Raw genomic sequence first — 21,328 nt, forward strand, 5'->3', positions numbered from 1 at the left:
GGAGGAAAAATCGATGGTTCCCACGCCCATTTCCGAAAAGGCTTTTTCCCGAGGTCTGCTCGATGTACTGATTCGTGCCGGGTTGATCGCCGTTCTGGTGGTTTTCTGCTTCCAGATATTCAGTCCATTCCTCGATCTGATGCTGTGGTCGATAATTCTGGCAATCACCCTCTACCCGTCACAAGTCAGGTTCAAAGGCGCGCTGGGAAACAAGGATGGGCTCAGCGCGACGCTGATTGTGCTGATCGCCATCTGCATCCTTATGGTGCCTGCCTATTTGTTGGGAACCTCGATTGCAGACTCCGTGGAACGGGCGATAAGCATGGTCAAAAGTGACAGTTTCCATATCCCCCCTCCGTCCGACGCGGTGGCCGGCTGGCCACTTGTGGGCAAACCCCTTCATGGCTTATGGACACAAGCTGTCACCAACCTGCCCGACCTGCTACAGAAGTTCATACCGCAAATCAAAGATGTCAGCCTCTCCCTGCTGAGCAAGCTGGCGGGGGCCGGCATGGGGCTCCTTTTATTTATCTTTGCCCTGATTATTGCCGGTATTTTTTTAGCCTATGGTGAAAGTGGCCACCGCAGCGCAGTGCAAATCGCTTCGCGCTTCTGCGGCCCGGTCAAGGGACCGAAAATCACCGAGCTGTGCACCGCGACCATCCGGGCAGTGGCGTTGGGCGTGGTCGGCATCGCCTTCATCCAGATGCTGTTGATCGGCATCGGCTTTGTGTCCATGGGCATCCCCGGCGCAGGTCTTCTCGCCTTGGCGGTGCTGCTTATTGGCATCATGCAATTACCGGCCACCCTGATTACCCTTCCGGTCATCGTCTACGTCTTCGCGAACGAAGGTGCCAGTACGGCGACCATTGTGTTTGCCATCTATGTCTTCGTTGCGGGCCTGGTCGATAACGTCCTCAAGCCGTTGCTGCTAGGTCGAGGTGTCGATGTGCCAATGCCGGTGGTGCTGATCGGTGCCTTGGGCGGCATGGTCACGAGCGGTATCCTCGGCCTGTTTATCGGCCCTGTGATATTGGCGGTCGGTTATCGGCTGTTCTGGCAATGGGTGGATGATCAAGCGCAAGAACCCGGGACAGACCGCCAGGGACCGACCTGACACGTCTGCCGAGGATATCGCCATGCTGTTGAATCTACTCGCCGGTCTCCCTGTGATGCTGTTCTGCCTGCTGATGCAAGCCGTTTTCATAACTATCTGTTTGCGCCATTACGTGCATTTCAGGCATACCCATCCAAATCGTGAATCGCAATGGCTGAATATCCTGTTGCTGTCGATGGTCATGGTGCTGATGTTGCTCGGCAATTTCGTGCAGATCGCCATCTGGGCCACCCTGTTCATGTTGCTCGACGAATTCGACGAATTCGCCACTGCGCTCTATCACTCGGCAGTCAACTTCGCCACGCTGGGCTATGGCGATATCATCATGTCCCCACGCTGGCGTCTGCTTGGCCCACTGGAAGCAGCCAACGGCATCCTGATGTTTGGTGTCTCTACCTCAGTCATGACCGCTGCGGTGATGGATGTCATCAAACACAGCATGGAAAGGCTACAACAGCGCGAACACCTATAGGTACGTCAGAAAAAGCAGGTAAGGTTCTATCTGAAGAAATCGCGACAGCCTTTTTTCTTTTGCGACAGACTTTATTATTCAGATCACATTTGAACGCTAAGCTTGGGCCTATGGATGACTCAGATTATTTACGCCTGCTGACCATTGCGGCCGAGCAAGCCAACACGTTCCTTTCCAATGCCCGCAAATGGGAGCGTGAGCGTTGGGTTTGCCAGCGCCTGCTGCAAGGTCTGAACATTCCCTATCGCGCCGACGAGTTTGCCCCCGCCGGAGAGCCGCCGGACGTGCTGTTTCGCGACGCGAATTTCGAGGTGTTCTTCGTGCTCGACGAGGGCCGGCGCCTCAATGATGAATGGCGTGATGAGCTGCAACGTCGGCGCAGCGCGTTCTCCCTGAGCCAGCTGGTGCGCCGCGAGGCCAAGCCCCGGCGCATCCCGGCTAATGAATTTCTGCTGAGACTGGCGCCAACCTTGCGCAAAAAAGCCCACAACTACAAAGAGCGCGGCATGGACCTGGGGGATCTGGACATCATCGCCTTCGCCAGCCTCAAGCGCGAAGTGCTGGACCTCAACAGCCACTTCCCGCCGCCCACCGAATACCTGCGCCAGGGCTGGCGCTCGTTGTCGCTGGTCGGCCCGACCTTCGCCCGCGTACTCTTCGCCCACCCGGATGCCCCGGATTTCCTGCGCAGCAACCTGGGGCGCAGCATCGTCTTCGATGTCGGGATCAGCTTGTGAGTCCCGCCACATATAGCGGCAACCCTGCACAGGATGGCGCAATCACTGGCCGAATGTTACAAAGCGCAATCGTTCACCCGAACCACATGCACCGTTCAACGCTTGCAGACAATCTGCTGTAACGTCTGCACATTCAGCAACGTCTACCCGACGAGGCCTTTATGACCAGCCGCCTGAACCCCGACGACCAGAAGCATGTCGAAGAGTACCTGCACCTGTCCCAGCACCAAGTCGAGCGCCGGCCTTTCCGGCCGTGGATGCTCCTGGTGGTGGTGTTGGCAGTGACCATTGGCCTGGGCCTGTTGAGCCGCTTGATCAGTTACCTGACGCTATGAGCTGCCTTGCGCTCGCTCGGGTAACGGTACCGATTTCTTTTAGCCTTGCGAGATATCCCCATGACTCATCGTATTGTCATCGTTGGCGGCGGCGCCGGCGGTCTGGAGTTGGCTACCCGTCTGGGTAAGACTCTGGGCAAGCGCGGCACGGCCAGTGTGATGCTGGTCGACGCGAACCTGACCCACATCTGGAAACCGCTGTTGCACGAAGTGGCCGCTGGATCGCTCAACTCTTCCGAAGACGAACTCAACTATGTTGCCCAGGCAAAATGGAACCATTTCGAGTTCCAGCTGGGGCGCATGAGCGGGCTCGATCGCACACAGAAGAAAATCCAGCTGGCCGCCACCTACGACGACGCTGGCCTTGAACTGGTACCCGCGCGCGAAGTGCCTTACGACTCGCTGGTGATCGCGGTCGGCAGTACCACCAACGACTTCGGCACTCAAGGCGCGGCGCAACACTGCCTGTTCCTCGACACCCGCAAACAGGCCGAGCGCTTCCATCAGCAATTGCTCAATCACTACCTGCGCGCGCACGCCGGACAGACCGACACCGTGCAACAGATCAGCGTGGCCATCGTCGGCGCCGGTGCCACCGGGGTCGAACTGGCAGCGGAACTGCACAACGCCGCCCATGAACTGGCGGCTTATGGCCTGGACCGGATCAAGCCGGAAAACATGCACATCACCCTGATCGAAGCCGGGCCACGGGTTCTCCCGGCGCTGCCGGAGCGGATCGGCGGGCCTGTGCATAAAACCCTGGAGAAACTCGGGGTCAACGTCATGACCAATGCCGCGGTCAGCGAAGTGACCGCCGACAGCCTGATTACCGCCGACGGCCAGGTAATCAACGCCAGCCTCAAAGTCTGGGCCGCCGGGATTCGTGCGCCGGGTTTCCTCAAGGACATCGATGGCCTGGAAACCAACCGCATCAACCAGCTGCAAGTGCTGCCGACCCTGCAAACCAGCCGCGACGAGAACATCTTCGCCTTCGGTGACTGCGCGGCCTGCCCGCAACCGGGCAGCGACCGCAATGTGCCGCCGCGCGCCCAGGCGGCCCACCAACAGGCTTCGTTACTGGCCAAATCGCTGAAACTACGGATCGAAGGCAAGGCCCTGCCGGAATACAAATACACCGACTATGGCTCGCTGATTTCGCTGTCGCGTTTTTCGGCTGTGGGTAACTTGATGGGCAACCTGACCGGCAGCGTGATGCTCGAGGGCTGGCTGGCGCGGATGTTTTACGTGTCGCTGTACCGCATGCACCAGATGGCGCTGTATGGCGCGTTCCGTACGGCGATGTTGATGCTGGGTAGCAAGATTGGGCGTGGGACCGAGCCGCGGCTCAAGTTGCATTAAGAGCTTCGGCGTCACTTAGGGCCTCTTCACGGGCAAGCCTCGCTCCTACAGTTCGGAGTCAAATCGAAAGATGCGATCGACTCCCCCGTAGGAGAGAGGCTTGCCCGCGAATCATGCGTCCCGGTCCAACTTCCTGACACCTATGTGTCTCACTGTATCTGCCCCACGATTTCACCCCTTCGCTTACAAACTCCCTCCTTGCACGACACAGTAGCGATACACCGCGCCCGCTAAATGGCCACACCCGAGCAAGGCACCGCCTGCTTCGGTCATCGCCGCACTTGCGTGGCGTCCTCTATCGAACGGTTGTGTCGTGCAACCCAGGAGATTAGTAATGTCCCGTACCACTACTCTCAGCAAAAACACCGTTGGCCTGCTCGGAGCCGTCCTGGCCGGCGGCCTGATGTTGTCCGGTTCCGTATTCGCCGCGCAGCCACTGACCCAGGGCTACATGGTCGCCTCCGCCGAAACTTCGGTAAAAACCCCAGAAGGCAAATGTGGCGAAGGCAAGTGCGGCGATGCCTCGATGGCCAAGACCGACACCGATGGCGATGGTCAGGTGTCCCGTGCGGAGTTCCTGAAAGTGGCGCCCAAGGGCGACTTCGACAAGATCGACACTAACCACGATGGTCAAATCTCGGAACAAGAGGCTTTCGACAATGTGAAAGCCAGCTACGAAGCCAATGGCAAAAAAATGCCAAAAGGCTTGTTCGAGCACCTGAAAGACAACAGCTAAGCCAATGAAGACCAGGCCCTGCTTCTCCATCGAGGAGCGGGGCTTTTTTTCGTCCGGCGGATTTACAACTGAAACCGCTGCACCATAGTCCGTAACGAATTGGCCAACTGCGACAGCTCATGGCTGGAGGCGCTAGTCTGATCGGCGCCAGCAGCGGAGCGTACCGACAAATCGCGAATGTTCACCAGGTTGCGATCAACTTCACGCGCCACTTGCGCCTGCTCCTCGGCGGCGCTGGCGATCACCAGGTTGCGTTCGTGGATCTGGTGAACCGAAGCGGTGATGGTCTGCAGCGCTTCGCCCGCATGCTCCGCCAACGCCAGGGTGCTGGCTGCCCGCGAGGAGCTGGCTTGCATGGAGTCCAGCGCCCGGGTTGAGCCAGTACGCATGCCCTGAACCATTTGTTCGATTTCCTGAGTCGACTGTTGCGTGCGGTACGCCAAGGCACGCACTTCGTCGGCAACCACCGCGAAACCTCGACCACTTTCGCCCGCACGCGCCGCTTCGATGGCCGCGTTGAGGGCGAGCAAATTGGTCTGTTCGGCAATGGCACGAATCACATCCAGCACCTTGCCGATGTCCTGAGACTGGCTGGCCAGCGACTGCACCAAGCCGCCCGTCGTCTGCACGTCGCTGGCAAGGGCGCTGATGGCACTCACGGTTTCGCTCACTCGCTGATGGCCGACGTGTGCCGACTCACTGGATTGGCGCGTGGCGTCAGAGGTAGAAACCGCGTTGCGTGCGACCTCCTCCACCGCGGTGGTCATTTCGGTGACGGCTGTCGCCGCTTGTTCAATCTCGTTGTTCTGCTGTTGCAGATTCTGGGTGCTGTCGAGGGTGACCGCGTTCAATTCATCGGCTGCCGTCGCCAATTGCGCCGCCGAACCGCTGATGCCCTGCAAGGTGTCACGCAGGTTGTGTTGCATGGTCGCCAGCGCCTTGAGCAAGCGGCTCACTTCGTCGTTGCCATGGGTCTCGATGGGGCGGGTCAGATCGCCTCGTGCCACGTTTTCCGCAGCGTTCAACGCCTCTGCCAAGGGTTTGACGATGCTACGGGTCAACAGCATCGCAAGGCCGACCGTGGCCAGCGCCGCGAGGGCAATAAACAGGCTGACGATCATCCGGGAGGTGGCATAGTGCTCTTGGGATTTCCGGCTCTCGGCGGCCACTAGCCGGGTGAACAGTTCCGCCAGATCGTTGAGCTGTTTGCCCGAACCGTCGACAACAGTCTTCATGTCGACCAGAAGTAGTTTGGTCAGCTCGTCACGCCTCCCTTGCTCAGCGAGGGTGAAGGATTGGGCGATGCCGCTGCCGTAGGCGGCGAAGGTTTTTTTGAACTGGTCATACAACTCCTGGCCCTCAGGGGAGGTGACCAATTTGTCATAAGCGGCAATTTTCTCGCTCAATTCCTTGTCGCGCGTGTCCATTTGGCTGCGGTAAGTGGCGATGTTCTTCGGATCTTGATCCAAGGCCATGCGCAGGGAAATGGTACGGATGCGCAGCATGAGCTCGCGGATCTCGTCACCGCCGCGAATGCTCGGCAACCATTGGGCCTCCACCGCCACCTCGCTGTCGCGAATGCTCGACATCTGCCCCAGTGCAAATACCCCGAGCAATGCCACCAGTACCGCGATCAAGGCAAAACCCAGCGCGGCGCGAGGGGCAATATTCAGCTGACGAAGAAACATAACGAGCGCCTTTGTTTTTATTGGCTGGAGTCGAGGCCCTGTCCGTGCCCCGTTAGCTCGTTATCGGCAAGTTGTACGATGACTTGAAGCGATCTGCTTTTTCGCAGACAAAAAAAATCCCCGTATCTTTCGATACGAGGATTTTTAATATGGTCGGGGTAAGGGGATTCGAACTCCTGACATCCTGCTCCCAAAGCAGGCGCGCTACCGGACTGCGCTATACCCCGGTAAAAAAAAGGCACCTTTGAAAGGCGCCTTCTGCGAACAGAGCTTTTGGCGTCTGATCTTAAGATTCGATCCCAGCGTTAACTGGTTTCAAAAATGGTGGGTCGTGTGGGATTCGAACCTACGACCAATTGGTTAAAAGCCAACTGCTCTACCAACTGAGCTAACGACCCAAAAATGGTCGGGGTAAGGGGATTCGAACTCCTGACATCCTGCTCCCAAAGCAGGCGCGCTACCGGACTGCGCTATACCCCGGTTTGAAATTGGCTCCGTGACCAGGACTCGAACCTGGGACCCAATGATTAACAGTCATTTGCTCTACCGACTGAGCTATCACGGAACTACATATTTCAATTTACAACTGTGAAGCTTGCTTCACCTCTTCGACCCGTTCGCATCGCTGCGTTCGTGTGTCTGAGGCGCGCTATTCTACAATCTTAAGCACCTCTGTCAACCCCCTAAATTGCTTTCAAGTTAATGATTTGCAACTTATTTCAGATTCCTGCTTGGGGAGCAGAAACCCTCTCGGGGTGACTTACTGCGGGGCGCACTTTACAAGCATTTTCCTTTGAGTTCAACAGCCTATCGAAAAAAAGGCCTCGCAATGCGAGGCCTCTTTCATTTTGTTGCCACTGGGGATCAGACAAAGACGATTTCGTCGTGCTCCACCACACCTTTGGCGGTCTCTCCGGGCATGAAACGACCCGATAGAATCAGCTGTGCCAGCGGGTTCTCGATCCAACGCTGGATCGCCCGTTTGAGCGGCCGTGCGCCATAGACTGGGTCGTAACCGACGGCGATCAGCTTATCCATCGCTTCCGGACTCAGCTCAAGCTTCAGCTCGCGCTCGGTCAGACGGCTACGCAGGCGACCCAACTGGATCTCGGTAATGCCCGCGATCTGATCCCGAGCCAGTGGCTCGAAGATCACCACTTCGTCGACCCGGTTGATGAACTCCGGCCGGAAGTGCGTGGAAATCGCATCCATCACCGCTGCACGCTGCGCTTCGCGATCCCCTATCAGTTCCTGGATCTGTACCGAGCCCAGGTTGGAGGTCATGACGATCACGGTATTTTTGAAATCCACCGTGCGGCCATGGCTGTCGGTCAAACGGCCATCTTCGAGCACTTGCAGCAAGATGTTGAACACATCCGGGTGGGCCTTCTCGACCTCATCCAGCAGGATCACTGAATAAGGCTTGCGACGCACCGCCTCGGTCAGGTAACCGCCCTCCTCATAGCCCACGTAGCCCGGTGGCGCGCCGATCAGACGAGCCACGGAATGCTTCTCCATGAACTCGGACATGTCGATCCGTACCATCGCCTCTTCAGTATCAAAGAGGAACTCGGCCAGCGCCTTGCACAACTCGGTTTTACCGACACCGGTCGGGCCGAGGAACATGAACGAACCGCTCGGGCGATTCGGATCGGACAACCCGGCACGGGAACGCCGCACTGCGTTGGAGACGGCGATCACTGCTTCGTCCTGACCGATCACACGTTGGTGCAACAGGCTTTCCATCTTCATCAGTTTTTCGCGCTCGCCCTCGAGCATTTTCGCCACGGGGATGCCGGTCCATTTCGACACGACTTCAGCGATCTCTTCTTCAGTCACCTTGCTGCGCAACAACTGGTTTTCGCTTTTACCGTGCTGGTCGACCATTTGCAGGCTGCGCTCCAGATCCGGGATTACCCCGTATTGCAGCTCGGCCATGCGGTTCAGGTCGCCTTTACGGCGCGCGGCTTCCAGTTCCTGACGGGACTGTTCGATTTTCTGCTGGATCTGTGCCGAACCCTGGACCTCGGCTTTTTCCGAGTTCCAGATCTCTTCGAGATCCGAATACTCACGCTCGTGACGGGCGATTTCTTCCTGCAATTTTTCCAGACGTTTCTTCGCCGCGTCGTCGCTTTCTTTCTTCAGCGCCTGGGATTCCACCTTCAGCTGAATCAGGCGACGCTCCAGACGGTCCAGCACTTCCGGCTTGGAATCGATTTCCATGCGGATGCGGCTGGCGGCTTCGTCGATCAGGTCGATGGCCTTGTCCGGCAACTGGCGGTCCGTGATGTAGCGATGACTGAGCTTGGCCGCGGCGATGATTGCACCGTCGGTGATTGCCACCTTGTGGTGAACTTCGTAGCGCTCTTTCAGACCACGCAGGATGGCGATGGTGTCTTCTTCGCTCGGCTCGTCCACCAAGACCTTCTGGAAGCGCCGCTCGAGGGCCGCATCCTTCTCTATATATTGACGGTACTCGTTGAGCGTGGTCGCACCGACGCAATGCAGCTCACCGCGAGCCAATGCCGGTTTGAGCATGTTGCCCGCGTCCATCGAGCCTTCGCCCTTGCCCGCGCCGACCATGGTGTGCAATTCGTCGATGAACAGAATGATCTGCCCTTCCTGCTTCGACAGTTCATTGAGCAGGGACTTGAGGCGCTCTTCGAACTCACCGCGGTATTTGGCACCGGCAATCAATGCCCCCATGTCCAGGGACAAAAGGCGCCTGCCTTTGAGACCGTCCGGCACTTCACCGTTGATGATGCGCTGAGCCAGGCCTTCGGCGATGGCGGTTTTACCCACGCCAGGTTCACCGATCAGCACCGGGTTGTTCTTGGTGCGGCGTTGCAGTACCTGAATGGTGCGGCGAATTTCATCGTCACGGCCGATCACCGGATCGAGCTTGCCCTCTTCGGCGCGCTTGGTCAGGTCGATGGTGTATTTATCCAGCGCCTGCCGAGACTCCTCCTGGTTGGCGTCATTAACCGCCTCACCGCCGCGCAGATTGTTGATCGCGTTTTCCAGCGCCTTTTTGCTCACGCCCTGGCCGAGCAGCAATTTGCCGAGCTTGCTGTTCTCGTCCATCGCGGCGAGCAGCACCAGTTCGCTGGAGATGAATTGGTCACCCTTCTGCTGGGCCAGGCGATCGGCCTGGTTGAGCAGGCGTGCCAGATCCTGCGACATGTTCACGTCGCCGGTCGGGTTCTGGATTTTCGGCAGCTGATCGAGCGCTTTGGTCAGTTCTTTACGCAGGCTGTTGACGTCGAAACCCACCTGCATCAGCAGGGGTTTGATCGAACCGCCCTGCTGTTCAAGCATGGCCTGCATCAAATGCGCCGGTTCAATGGCCGGATGATCGAGGCCGACAGCCAGGGACTGGGCGTCGGACAAGGCTAACTGCAGCTTGCTGGTTAAACGGTCTATACGCATGGGTTCACCTTCCTTTTGAGCAGGCCGGACCTATAAACATCCCGAATAAAGAAACCTGCCAGATACCGCTATAGATGTGGTCGATTCTGGGAGATTCAAGCGTCGTGCAGTTGATGTAGATCAGAGAAGTCTAGCGTTCGAGCCAGATCAGAGAGGCAAACCGGCCGGTGCGTGGACTGCGGCGGTAAGAAAAGAAGCGAGGATCAGTCACGGTACAGAATCCGCCGCCATAAACAGCGGTAACCCCGCGAGCGGCCAGACGTAAACGCGCCAGTTCATAGATGTCGGCCATGAACTTGCCGGCATTCTGGCTCGGCACGAAGGCTTTGGCTGCTTCAGGCAATTGCTGGACGAAGGTTTCGCGCACTTCCGGGCCGACTTCAAAGGCTTGAGGGCCAATGGCCGGGCCGAGCCAGACCAGTACGTCTTCGGGCGGTACAGCCAGACTGTCGAGGGTCGCCTCCAGCACACCCGCCGCCAGCCCGCGCCAACCGGCATGGGCGGCAGCGACGCGGGTGCCGGCACGGTCGCAAAACAGCGCAGGAAGGCAGTCGGCGGTCATCGCTGTGCAAGCGATACCGGGTGTTGCCGTCCAGCTGGCGTCGGCAGTGGCTACCAGGTTCGGGTCCGCTTGGGCCACGACAATGCCGTGAACCTGTTGCAACCAGGCCGGCTGAATCGAGAAACGATCGGTGAGACGACGGCGGTTTTCGGCGACGGCTTCAGGGCTGTCGTCGACGTGATCGCCGAGGTTGAGGCTGTCGAACGGCGCCAGACTGACGCCGCCCGCACGGGTGGTAACGCAGGCTTTGACGCTGGCCGGCGCGGGCCAGTCAGGCGTCAGCCAGGTCATCCGATGAACGCCTCGCGGTCTTGCTTGAGCAGCGACAGCAACCAGACGAAGTCATCCGGCAGTGGCGATTCCCAGCTCATGCGTTTACCGGTGGTCGGATGATCCAGCTCCAGGAACCGCGCATGCAGCGCCTGACGCGGGAAATTCTTCAGGGATTCGACCATGGTCACGCTGGCGGCCGGTGGAATACGGAAACGACCGCCATAGGCCGGATCTCCGACCAACGGGTAGTTGATGTGCGCCATGTGCACGCGAATCTGGTGCGTACGACCGGTTTCCAGCTTCACTCGCACATGAGTGTGGGAGCGGAAACGCTCGAGCACGCGGTAGTGACTGACGGCTTGCTTGCCACCTTCCATCACCGCCATGCGCTGGCGTTGCTGGCCGTGACGACCGATCGGCGCGTTGATCTTGCCGCCTGCGGTCACTACACCAATCACGATGCACTCGTAGATCCGGCTGACGCTGCGGCTCTGCAATTGCGTGACCAGCTGTGTCTGCGCCTGAATGGTCTTGGCCACCACCATCAGACCGGTGGTGTCCTTGTCCAGGCGATGCACGATACCGGCGCGGGGCACATTGATGATGTCCGGCACGTGGTGCAGCAAGGCGTTGAGCAAGGTGCCGTCGGCGTGACCGGCGGCCGGATGCACCACCAGGCCCGCAGGCTTGTTGATCACCAGGATGTCGTCGTCTTCATAGACGATGTCCAGCTCGATGTCTTGAGCGATCCATTCGCCCTGAGCTTCCTGCTCGGCAGTCAGTTCAAGAATGGCGCCACCGTGAACGATGTCTCGCGGGCGGATAACCGCCCCATCCACAGTCAGGCGGCCGTCTTTGATCCAGGCGGAAAGGCGCGAGCGCGAGTGCTCAGCGAATAATTGTGCGGCGACTTGATCGAGGCGTTGGCCGCCCAATTCGGACGGCACCTCTGCGCGAAGTTCAATTTTATCGGACATGCTCAGACTAGGCGTCGGCACAGCCTTTGGTTTCGGCTGCGCGCTTGTGGTTAAATACGGCGTCTTTTGCCCCGAGGCTTTTCAACGGGGCACTCATCATAACAGGACGGCCCCGCCCAAGACAGCGGCCGTCATAGGGACGCAAGCCGCCATGCAAGTGAAACACCTGCTGCTGATCGCCATCCTCGCATTGACCGCTGCTTGCTCATCGAAGGAAGTCGTAGACGAAAACCTGAGCGAAGTCGAGCTGTACCAGCAGGCTCAGCACGATCTGGACAACAATAGCTACACCGCCGCCACAGCCAAGCTGAAGGCCCTGGAGTCGCGTTATCCGTTCGGTCGCTATGCCGATCAGGCTCAACTCGAGCTCATCTACGCCAACTACAAGAACTCCGAGCCTGAGGCTGCGAAGTCCGCTGCCGAGCGATTCATTCGCCTGCACCCGCAGCACCCGAACGTCGATTACGCCTACTACCTCAAGGGTCTGACCTCTTTTGACCAAGACGTCGGCATGCTGGCGCGCTTCCTGCCACTGGACATGACCAAGCGTGACCCGGGCGCTGCCCGCGACTCCTACAACGAGTTCGCCCAGCTGACCAGCCGCTACCCGAACAGCCGCTACGCGCCGGACGCCAAGCAGCGCATGATTTACCTGCGCAACCTGCTGGCGGCCTATGAAATCCACGTTGCCGACTACTACCTGACCCGTCAGGCCTACGTTGCCGCCGCCAACCGTGGCCGTTATGTAGTGGAAAACTTCCAGGAAACCCCATCGGTCGGTGACGGCCTGGCGGTGATGACCGAAGCCTACCAGCGCCTGCACCTGGACGAACTGGCTGCGACCAGCCTCGAAACCCTGAAACTCAACTACCCGAACCACCCGAGCCTGGTGGACGGTCAGTTCGTGCCATCGGTAGCCGAAGCCGACAACCGTTCGTGGCTGAGCAAGGCCACCCTGGGCCTGATCGAATCCCGTCCGCCACTGCCGCCGGGCGAAACCCGCGCCAACCAGGACGTGCAGAAGCAGTTCCAGGATGCCAAGGACGCGATTCCGAACGAGCTCAAGCCTAAAGATGAAAACGGCGATGTGATCGAAGAACCGGAACCCGAGTCCAGCAACACCGACCGTTCCTGGTTCAGTCACATGACCTTCGGCCTGTTCGACTGACGCGGGGATGTTGTACCGGGAAGGCGCCTTTCGAGGCGCCTTTTTTATTGCCGGACTTTAGGGTGAGCGTATTGCGCTGTGCGCTTGACCCGTCCTTGGCTAAACTGCCAATTCATTAATCAAAAAGCAGCTCACCATGCTTCGTCTATTGTTCTGGATCGCCCTGATTGCCGCTGCCGTATGGTTCTGGCGCAAGTTCAAGGGCCCGACGTCGGTCGCCAATATGCCGCGCGAGCAAGATGCTCCACCCATGGTTCGCTGTGCTCATTGCGGCGTACACCTGCCCCGCGACCGCGCGTTGAAACTCGAACAACAGTGGTATTGCAGCCAGGCTCACCTTGAGCAAGGCCCGGGCTCAAGTGATCGCTGAGACGCCCAGCCCAGGCAACAAACAGGCCCAGCGACTGCTGCGCCTCTATCACCTCTACCGCTTAAGCGTCGGCATCACCCTGGTGCTGTTGATCTCCAGCAACATGGACAACCAGTTGCTGAAGTTCGCCAATGACGACCTGCTGCGCAACGGCAGCTGGTTGTACCTGGTGCTGAATATCCTGCTGGTGGTCTTTTTGGGGAACACCCGACGCCCCGCGCAGCTGTTCGGCCTGGCGCTGGTCGATGTCCTGCTGCTGTGCGGCCTGTTCTATGCCGCGGGCGGCATGGCCAGTGCCATCGGCAATTTGCTGATCGTCTCAGTAGCCATCAGCAATACCTTGCTGCGCGGGCGTGTCGGTCTGCTGATCGCAGCGGTCGGTGCCCTTGGCATCGTGGGTTTGAGCTTCATCCTGAGCTTCAACCACCCCGCCAGCCCCAGTGATTACCTGCAAATCGGCACCCTCGGCGCCCTGTGTTTTGCCGCGGCGCTGCTGGTGCAGGGATTGACCCGACGATTGGAGGTCAGCGAAACCCTGGCCGAACAGCGGGCCAGTGAAGTGCTCGGTCTCGAAGCCCTCAACGCACTGATCCTGCAACGCATGCGCACAGGCATTCTGGTGCTCGACAACCAGCGGCGGGTGCAACTGGCCAATCACAGCGCCTTGACCTTGCTGGGGCAGGAAAAACTGGACGGCCAGTTGATCGACGATTACTCGATACCGTTGGTCGAGCGGCTCCAACTGTGGCTCAACAATCCAACGTTGCGCCCGCAAAGCCTGCAGATCGCCAGCAACGGCCTCGAGCTGCAACCAAGCTTCATTGCCCTGGACCAAAGCCCGCACCACCAGACGCTGGTTTTTCTCGAAGACCTCGCCCAAATCGCCCAACAGGCCCAACAACTGAAACTCGCCGCCCTCGGTCGCCTGACCGCCGGGATTGCCCATGAGATCCGCAATCCACTGGGCGCCATTAGTCATGCCGCGCAGTTACTGCAGGAATCCGAGGAACTGAACGGTGCGGACCGGCGTCTGACGCAGATTATTCAAGACCAATCTCAGCGCATGAATCGGGTAATCGAAAACGTCCTGCAATTGTCCCGTCGCCAGCAAACCGTGCCGCAACGGCTCGATTTGAAGCCGTGGCTGGAGCATTTCGTCGCCGAAACCCGCGAAGGCTCGAAAGAACATCAGCAGATTCACCTGCGCATCGGCTTGGGAGACTTCAAAACCCTGATGGATCCGGATCAGCTGACCCAGATTCTCGATAACCTGTTGCGCAATGCCTGGCGCCATAGCGCCCTCAAGCATGATCGGGCGCAGGCCTGGCTTGAGTTGTTTATCGACCCGGACAGCCAGTTGCCGACCCTGGAAGTCCTGGACGATGGCCCTGGCGTTGCACCGGACCAACGTACTCACTTGTTCGAACCGTTCTTCACCACCAGCAGCCAGGGTACTGGCCTGGGGCTTTATCTGTCCCGTGAGCTGTGCGAAAGCAATCAAGCCCGCCTAGACTTCAAATCACGCCAAGGCGGCGGCTGCTTTCGCATCACCTTTGCTCACGGACGGAAACAAAGTTGAACACGAGCCCACGGCAAAAAATCCTCATCGTCGACGACGAGCCGGATATCCGCGAACTCCTGGAAATCACCCTGGGACGGATGAAACTCGACACCTCCAGCGCACGCAACCTCGCAGAAGCGCAGGCGCTACTGGCACGGGATACGTTCGACCTGTGCCTGACCGACATGCGCCTGCCTGACGGCACCGGTCTGGCGCTGGTGCAGCACATCCAGCAGCGCTATGCGCAAGTGCCGGTGGCGATGATCACCGCCTACGGCAGCCTGGAGACAGCAATAAATGCCCTCAAGGCCGGCGCCTTCGACTTCCTGACCAAACCGGTCGACCTCACCCGCCTGCGCGAACTGGTCATCAGCGCCCTGAGCTTGCCAGCGCCAGGCGGCACCAGCAGCGGCATCGACCGTCGGCTGCTGGGCGACTCGCTGCCCATGCGCAACCTGCGCAAACAAATCGACAAACTGGCCCGCAGCCAAGCCCCGGTCTACATCAGTGGCGAATCCGGCAGCGGCAAGGAACTGGTCGCCCGACTTATCCACGACCAAGGCCCACGCGCCAGCCGACCGTTCGTCCCGGTGAACTGTGGGGCAATCCCGTCGGAATTGATGGAAAGCGAGTTTTTCGGCCATCGCAAAGGCAGTTTCAGCGGCGCCATCGAAGACAAGCCCGGGCTGTTCCAGGCAGCCCAGGGCGGTACTTTGTTCCTCGACGAAGTGGCTGACCTACCGCTGGCAATGCAGGTCAAACTGCTGCGGGCCATACAGGAGAAAGCCGTTCGCAGCATCGGTGGCCAGCAGGAAACCGTGGTCGATGTGCGCATCCTCTGCGCCACTCACAAAGACCTCGATGCCGAAGTCGCCGCCGAACGCTTTCGCCAGGACTTGTACTACCGCCTGAACGTGATCGAGCTGCGAGTACCGTCCTTGCGCGAACGCCGCGACGACATTGAGCTTCTGGCCAACAATATGCTCAAGCGACTGGCGGCCAGCACTGGCCAGCCCCCCGCAAAACTCCACCCACAAGCCCTCGAAGCGCTGAAAAACTATCGCTTTCCTGGAAACGTGCGGGAATTGGAGAACATGCTCGAACGGGCTCACACCTTGTGCGAGAACAAACAGATCGAAGCCAGCGACCTGCGCCTGGCAGAAGGCAACTGCAACCCGGACGGCGGCGTGCCAGACCTGACACAGATCGATAATCTGGAAGCCTATCTGGAAAACGTCGAACGCAAACTCATCCTCCAGGCCCTGGAAGAAACCCGCTGGAACCGCACGGCGGCGGCCCAGCGATTGAATCTGTCATTTCGGTCGATGCGTTACAGGCTGAAGAAATTGGGGCTGGATTGAACCGTTAACAGCTCTTCTGTCAGATTCGTCCGGCTGGCGCATACGGCGCAGGGTCGATAATCGGCGCCCGCCCCAGCATCACATCGGCAAACAACTGACATGACGCCGGCGCCAGCACCAGCCCGTTACGGTAATGCCCGCAGTTGAGCCAGAGCCCGTCATATCCCGGCACCCGACCGATATAGGGGATTCCTTCAGGCGACCCGGGCCGCAACCCCGCCCAATGCCCCACCACCTCGGCATCCGCCAATGCCGGAATCAATTCCACCGCCGATGCCTTCAGGCTTTCCAGCGCCGTGTCGGTTGGCGTCTTGTCGAAGCCCTCATGCTCCAGCGTACTGCCGATCAGGATGTGCCCGTCGCGCCGGGGAATGGCATAACGCCCCTTGGCCAGGACCATGCTCGGCAGGAAGTCCGCTGCGCACTTGTAGAGAATCATCTGTCCCTTGACCGGTTCGACCGGCAGCTCCAGGCCCAGCTTTTTCAGCAAGTCACCGCTCCAGGCCCCCGCTGTCAAAACCACCTCATCACCCCGAATGGCCCCCGTCGAGGTCTGTACCCCGACCACCGCAGAACCTTCCCGGATAAATTCGCTGACCTCGCATTGTTCATGGATCGTCACGTTCGGCAACGCCAGCAAGGCGGCCTTGAGGGACTTCACCAGCCGTGGATTACGCACATTGGCCACATCGGCCATGTAGATCGCCCGCGAAAAACCGGCGCCCAATACCGGCACTGCATCGTGGGCCGCAGAGATATCCACAGCCCGCAGCGGACGGTTCTCCCGTTTGGCCCAGGCGAGTGCTTCGGCCTCGTCATCCAGGTCCAGCCAATACAACCCGGTGGTGTGCACTTCAGGATCGACACCGGTAGCAGCGAACAAACGCTGGGCCAGTTGTGGATAAAAATCCTGGGACCAATGAGCCAGTGCAGTGACCGCCGGGCTGTAGCGCCATGGGTAGAGCGGCGAAACGATCCCGCCACCGGCCCAGGAAGACTCCTGACCGACGTTCGAGCGGTCCAGCAGCACCACGCTCTGCACTTCGGACGCGAGATTGAACGCCGTCAGCAGGCCAATCACCCCGCCACCGACAATCACCACTTGCTGTTGACTGCTCATGTTCTGATCCAACCGTTCAATAGACAGAGGGCGCAAAAGGCGCCCGAAAAAGGAACTCAGCGCCCCCAGCAATCCTTGGTGGCCAGGCCGGACGCGGCATTGACCATACTCCTGACACCGGTATTGGTGAGAGTGAAATCACCGCACTTGTCGCTGGCCATGGTCGAACCGGCCTTGCGTGTTGCCGTCAGCAGGAAGGTCTGATCGGTCAGGGTCGGGGTGATGGTGTAGAAATCATTGCCGGCGCTGAGGCCGGTGGCATTGGTGTAGACATTATTCTTCGAATAGAAACGCTCGAGGATCTGCGCCTGCTCGGAAAGCAACCCGGCGACTTCAGTACGGCGGCCCTTTTTTATGTACTCGGTGAGGCTCGGATAGCCAATGGTGATGACGATCCCGATGATCGCAATCACGATCATGATTTCGATCAGGGTAAAACCTCGGTTGGATCTGCGCATGCCTCACTCTCACTTACTGTATTTGTCGCCACATGATGCGACGGCCGCTGCCGCCACCGGATTTTTCCACCAGAGTGGTCACGCCACCACCGGAGTCGTTCACAATCTTGCGGGTTGCGTCATTGACGACCGCGTTCAGGGTCGGGATACCACCGGTGAAGATCACCCCACTGGAAATCGTGTCGTTGCCATCGACCACCCCGTCGGCATTGGTGTCGAGTACCGCGTAATTGAGCATCTTACCGCTGAACGCATCGAGTTCGACCAGTTTGCCGCTACCGAAGCTGGCACAGGGGTCCACGGTATCCACACTGAGCGTGGTAAAAACAATTCGCCCCGATACCAGACTGGCCTGATAGATCACCCGCTCCCCCGTCAGCACGTTGTTGTATACCAGGGGCAGGTACCAGCCTTTCTTGGCCGGGTAGGTCACCTCGTTCTGGCTGGTGGTGATGAATTGCCCGGTACTGCCCGAAAACACGCCGGTCACCGCCTGCGCCTGCAAACTGGAAACGGTGATTTGTCCTGCGCCCCCCTCGGCATCCCATACCGCGTAGAACGCCTGCAGATCCTTGTTGGTCTTGTCGGCAACCTCATTGAATTTGCCGGTGCCGAAAAACACCTCCTTGCCGCCCAACACGTGATCCGCCAGCAACGGTTGCGCGGTAATCGGCTGGGTCGCGCCACCTGCAGTGGTGAACAACGGCTTGCCGGAAAACGCCACGCCCCAGGTGTCAGGGGTGGTGCCACTCAAATCGAACTTCCACAACCGCCCTTTCAGATCGCCCCCGTAGGCAGCCTGCACCACATTCTGCGAGTTGACTCTGAGCTTCACCGACGACAGGCCGTTGGTGGTTTCGGTACTGTCGACCACGATTTTCTTGATCAGCGAGCCGTCGCGAATATCCACCACATACAACGCTGCCACCCCGGAGTTGCTGCCATAGCCGTTGGAGATAAACGCGGCCCAGCGACCATCGGCCAAGCGTGCCACTTCGGGGCGCGCATAGGCATAACCCAGATCATTGAAAACGTTCGCTGTATTGGCCGTGGCCGGCGCACTGACTTCCCACAGTGCTTTAGTTTCATTACCAGCCGATGCGTCGAACAATTGCAGCGCATAGAAGGTTTTGCCGCCCGCCCCCGTTCCGCCAATCGCCAGGGTTTTCCAGGCGCTGTTGAGCTGGGCATCGAACACGCCGACCTGGCCATCGACCAGAAACTTGTGGCTCACACCGTTGATGTAAGTGGGATCAGCGATGTCGTTCAGCGATGGCAGCACGCTGGAGGGCATGTAGGCATAACGCCTGACACCATTGGCCGAGTTGATGATGTTTACAAAACCGTCGTTGGCATTCACCACCAGGCTGGCATTCATGTTGGCGGCTTTGGTGGTCAGGTAAGTGCTGTAGCTGGTGTCTGCCACCAGATCGGACGCGGTTTTGTCCGTGGGTGAAGCCAGCACGAGTGGCGAATTGATGATGTCGCCGAGCAATACACTGCGAACTTTCAGCCCGGTTTTGTTGATGCCCTTGCTCCACTCCACCAGATCGTTGCCGTTGATGCCAGTGGGCAGCCCCTGGTTGAGGGCGGTCTGCTGCGCCGCAGAGAAATTGCTGTAAGCCAGGGTGACCGCGGCGTTGGTCTGCGTGTTCCAGGACTGGTAGGTCGGCGCAGTGGCACCGGGCACGATGGTGGTGTCGGTCGTCCATAGCACAGCGGCGGTGTTAACCGCGCCCGCCGACGTGAAGCCAAAGGACTTGATCGTACCCCGCCAGTCCTTGGGATCGTAGCTGGTCTGGAAATAGCTCGAGTCGCTGGTCAGGGTCGTGCCGCTGGCCACGCCACTGCCACCTGAGCCGGCCTTGGAAGTGATGTCGCTCAAGGCTGCAGACAATGCATTGTTAAGTCCCGCACTGTCGCTCGCCTGGTAGTACTTGCCCTGCCCGTAGGTCGCGGCATCCGCCAACATCTGGTTTGCAGCGGTGAAACCCACGGTATAGGTGTTCATGTTCTGCTTGGGAAAATCCAGGGCGTTCCAGCTTTTGCCCGTGGCATCGGTTCCCGTGGAACGCATGTCGATATCGAAGGCGAACTTGGCAATGTCATCCAGGTACAGGGTGTCGCCCTCATCGTCGCCTGAGGGATCGGTACCATCGTTACTGCTGATCCCGTCCCAGTTCGGTAACTGGCTGCCACCCAGCGGATCATCGGTCGGAAAGGTTCGGTCGTAGGTCGGCAGACCATCGGTGATCACCACCCCGTAGTTTTTCTGGCAACGGTACTGAATCGGACTGGTATAGGTGTCGGGCGTCGAGTTGTTGTACGGCGCCATGCCACGGAAATAACGAGTGATCTCGTAATAGGCTTCCGCCAGCGGCGTATTGGCTTGCGCGCTCAGCTCGTCGATCCCGGCGATCAGTGAGGTGTAATTGGTATCGGCCTGAGCCTGGGTCACAGTGCCACTGACCGCCGACAAATCGCTGATCGAGCGGGCGATGTAACCGCCGTCATTCTTATGGTTGCCGACCGCCAGGTTGAACGTCGACAGGCCGATGCGCAGCGAACGGTTATTGGCCACCAACGTCTTGGAAACGTTGCGCGCCACGTTCATCCGGTAATCGTTGGGGATCGAGCCGTCGGTGAAGTCCCGGTCAGTGTTGTTGGCCAGGCTGATCAGGTAGGACAAATAATTCGCCGTATACCGCGTGTCCTCGCTTCCCACCGGATCGGGAAGCTTCAGGCAAAGCGAATCCAGACCGAGAAGGCTGTTTTTATAAAAACCGTACCATCCGGCCTTCGAGCATGTTCCATGATTCAAACTCGACAAGGCGATATTGTTATCGGTCATGTCCAGGTCGCGGCCTTTGTTGCACGAACCATTGGAGAGGCAAATCGTCACCGGGGTGCGTGCGACCGTCGGGTCGAAGCCGGCCGCCCAGATAATGTTGTTCATACTCCCCGAGTCATCGAGCAGCAGCATCACATTGGCAGGCACGGCGGCGGCGCTCAACAGCGGAGAATCCGAGGGCGTGAAGGCGTAGGTCGGCGCGGCCAGGTAAAGGCTCAAGACCGCGCCGCAGAGCAGCTGCAGTAACCAATGGCGCCAGCCTGTGCGGGTCTCAGTACTTCGCATAAATACTCTCCACCACACTGCGCGAGCTGCCCGCGATGCCCACGGCGGTCACCCGATAAAGGGTTGCCGACGTGTTGCTCGGCACATTCACGGCAGTCAGGGTAGTGCCAATGTTCTGCACTCCGTAAAAGCCGCTACCGGAGGCGATCCAGTTCACCCCCGAGGTGGAGTTGAACCCGGCGGCGGTAATGACCGACGCCTCGGCCGGCGGTGCGCACTGGCTGGTGCCACTGCAGACCGGCAATGAGTAGGAGTTCAGTTGCACCGCGCTTTCACCGACCCGCAACGCCGCTTCCGCGCCCTGGAACGACTGGTTGCGCAGGATCACGCTGCTGGTCATTTTCTCCTGCAACGTGGCGCTCTGCATCGACGAGAGACCGATCAATGTCAGCACCAGGAGAAACACCAGGCTGACCAACAGCGCCATGCCGCGCTGGACGTGAGATGTCATGGACGCACGACTCATCGG

18 protein-coding genes, 4 tRNA genes and 1 pseudogene are annotated in these 21,328 nt (G+C 59.1%); 10 read left to right on the top strand and 13 right to left on the bottom strand.

Annotated elements, in window-relative coordinates:
* Positions 1-13: 13 nt before the first annotated feature.
* The 6 genes from LOY28_RS25380 to LOY28_RS25405 all read left to right on the top strand — a co-directional run bounded on the left by LOY28_RS25380 (position 14) and on the right by LOY28_RS25405 (position 4,756).
* On the top strand, positions 14-1,117 hold the full coding sequence (locus tag LOY28_RS25380) for an AI-2E family transporter (RefSeq protein WP_064620406.1): 1,104 nt from the start codon (positions 14-16) through the stop codon (positions 1,115-1,117).
* Between the two features lie 22 nt (positions 1,118-1,139).
* The gene (locus LOY28_RS25385; protein ID WP_018930176.1) at positions 1,140-1,589 is read left to right on the top strand and encodes a potassium channel family protein; all 450 of its coding nucleotides are present in this window, start codon (positions 1,140-1,142) and stop codon (positions 1,587-1,589) included.
* 110 nt (positions 1,590-1,699) lie between these two features.
* The gene (locus LOY28_RS25390) at positions 1,700-2,326 is read left to right on the top strand and encodes a DUF1780 domain-containing protein (RefSeq protein WP_007938395.1); all 627 of its coding nucleotides are present in this window, start codon (positions 1,700-1,702) and stop codon (positions 2,324-2,326) included.
* 161 nt (positions 2,327-2,487) lie between these two features.
* Entirely contained in the window at positions 2,488-2,661 is a 174-nt protein-coding gene (locus LOY28_RS25395) for a DUF3094 domain-containing protein (protein ID WP_007938396.1), read from the top strand.
* Positions 2,662-2,721: 60 nt separating this feature from the next.
* Positions 2,722-4,020 (top strand): NAD(P)/FAD-dependent oxidoreductase, encoded by a 1,299-nt coding sequence (locus LOY28_RS25400; protein WP_086945898.1) that lies wholly within the window; start codon positions 2,722-2,724, stop codon positions 4,018-4,020.
* 334 nt (positions 4,021-4,354) lie between these two features.
* Complete coding sequence (locus LOY28_RS25405; RefSeq protein WP_086945899.1) at positions 4,355-4,756, top strand: EF-hand domain-containing protein; 402 nt, start codon at positions 4,355-4,357, stop codon at positions 4,754-4,756.
* 62 nt (positions 4,757-4,818) lie between these two features.
* Here the strand turns inward: LOY28_RS25405 and LOY28_RS30195 are convergent, their stop codons facing one another.
* The 9 genes and pseudogenes from LOY28_RS30195 to rluD all read right to left on the bottom strand — a co-directional run bounded on the left by LOY28_RS30195 (position 4,819) and on the right by rluD (position 11,685).
* Complete coding sequence (locus LOY28_RS30195; protein ID WP_408981052.1) at positions 4,819-5,682, bottom strand: methyl-accepting chemotaxis protein; 864 nt, start codon at positions 5,680-5,682, stop codon at positions 4,819-4,821.
* Positions 5,674-6,444: pseudogene (locus tag LOY28_RS30200) on the bottom strand (MCP four helix bundle domain-containing protein); the annotation flags it as partial. The gene LOY28_RS30195 and the pseudogene LOY28_RS30200, both read right to left, overlap by 9 nt.
* Before the next feature lie 150 nt (positions 6,445-6,594).
* Positions 6,595-6,671: transfer RNA gene (locus LOY28_RS25415), tRNA-Pro, on the bottom strand.
* 95 nt (positions 6,672-6,766) lie between these two features.
* Positions 6,767-6,842 (bottom strand) — tRNA-Lys (locus LOY28_RS25420).
* 5 nt (positions 6,843-6,847) lie between these two features.
* A tRNA-Pro gene (locus LOY28_RS25425) sits at positions 6,848-6,924 on the bottom strand.
* Positions 6,925-6,933: 9 nt separating this feature from the next.
* Positions 6,934-7,009: transfer RNA gene (locus LOY28_RS25430), tRNA-Asn, on the bottom strand.
* A 299-nt stretch (positions 7,010-7,308) separates the two neighbouring features.
* Complete coding sequence (gene clpB / locus LOY28_RS25435) at positions 7,309-9,873, bottom strand: ATP-dependent chaperone ClpB (protein WP_018925901.1); 2,565 nt, start codon at positions 9,871-9,873, stop codon at positions 7,309-7,311.
* A gap of 130 nt (positions 9,874-10,003) precedes the next feature.
* Positions 10,004-10,726: a peptidoglycan editing factor PgeF gene (gene pgeF, locus LOY28_RS25440; protein ID WP_111454246.1), complete on the bottom strand. Its 723-nt coding sequence runs from the start codon at positions 10,724-10,726 to the stop codon at positions 10,004-10,006.
* Complete coding sequence (gene rluD, locus LOY28_RS25445) at positions 10,723-11,685, bottom strand: 23S rRNA pseudouridine(1911/1915/1917) synthase RluD (RefSeq protein WP_007901932.1); 963 nt, start codon at positions 11,683-11,685, stop codon at positions 10,723-10,725. Before rluD ends, pgeF begins: the two co-directional genes overlap by 4 nt.
* Before the next feature lie 151 nt (positions 11,686-11,836).
* Here rluD and LOY28_RS25450 point away from each other — a divergent pair, with 151 nt between their 5' ends.
* The 4 genes from LOY28_RS25450 to LOY28_RS25465 all read left to right on the top strand — a co-directional run bounded on the left by LOY28_RS25450 (position 11,837) and on the right by LOY28_RS25465 (position 16,145).
* Positions 11,837-12,853: an outer membrane protein assembly factor BamD gene (locus tag LOY28_RS25450; RefSeq protein ID WP_064620430.1), complete on the top strand. Its 1,017-nt coding sequence runs from the start codon at positions 11,837-11,839 to the stop codon at positions 12,851-12,853.
* Between the two features lie 136 nt (positions 12,854-12,989).
* Positions 12,990-13,223: a PP0621 family protein gene (locus LOY28_RS25455; RefSeq protein ID WP_007938406.1), complete on the top strand. Its 234-nt coding sequence runs from the start codon at positions 12,990-12,992 to the stop codon at positions 13,221-13,223.
* On the top strand, positions 13,213-14,802 hold the full coding sequence (locus tag LOY28_RS25460; RefSeq protein ID WP_064620435.1) for a PAS domain-containing sensor histidine kinase: 1,590 nt from the start codon (positions 13,213-13,215) through the stop codon (positions 14,800-14,802). The genes LOY28_RS25455 and LOY28_RS25460 overlap by 11 nt, the downstream gene beginning before the upstream one ends.
* Positions 14,799-16,145, top strand: a complete 1,347-nt coding sequence (locus tag LOY28_RS25465; protein ID WP_064620439.1) for a sigma-54 dependent transcriptional regulator — start codon at positions 14,799-14,801, stop codon at positions 16,143-16,145. The genes LOY28_RS25460 and LOY28_RS25465 overlap by 4 nt, the downstream gene beginning before the upstream one ends.
* A 19-nt stretch (positions 16,146-16,164) precedes the next feature.
* Here the strand turns inward: LOY28_RS25465 and thiO are convergent, their stop codons facing one another.
* Genes thiO through LOY28_RS25485 form a run of 4 tightly spaced genes read right to left on the bottom strand, consistent with a single transcriptional unit; the run spans position 16,165 to position 21,325 of the window.
* A complete protein-coding gene (gene thiO, locus LOY28_RS25470; RefSeq protein ID WP_258612696.1) occupies positions 16,165-17,265 on the bottom strand; it encodes a glycine oxidase ThiO in 1,101 nt (366 codons plus the stop codon).
* 56 nt (positions 17,266-17,321) lie between these two features.
* Entirely contained in the window at positions 17,322-17,723 is a 402-nt protein-coding gene (locus LOY28_RS25475) for a type IV pilin protein (RefSeq protein WP_018925895.1), read from the bottom strand.
* Between the two features lie 13 nt (positions 17,724-17,736).
* Complete coding sequence (locus tag LOY28_RS25480) at positions 17,737-20,859, bottom strand: pilus assembly protein (protein ID WP_258612697.1); 3,123 nt, start codon at positions 20,857-20,859, stop codon at positions 17,737-17,739.
* Positions 20,846-21,325 carry a PilX N-terminal domain-containing pilus assembly protein gene (locus tag LOY28_RS25485; protein WP_018925893.1) on the bottom strand — a complete coding sequence of 160 codons (480 nt, stop codon included), beginning with the start codon at positions 21,323-21,325 and terminating at the stop codon, positions 20,846-20,848. Before LOY28_RS25485 ends, LOY28_RS25480 begins: the two co-directional genes overlap by 14 nt.
* Positions 21,326-21,328: the final 3 nt, after the last annotated feature.

The sequence above is a fragment of the Pseudomonas sp. B21-017 genome, assembly GCF_024749245.1.
Lineage (GTDB): Bacteria > Pseudomonadota > Gammaproteobacteria > Pseudomonadales > Pseudomonadaceae > Aquipseudomonas.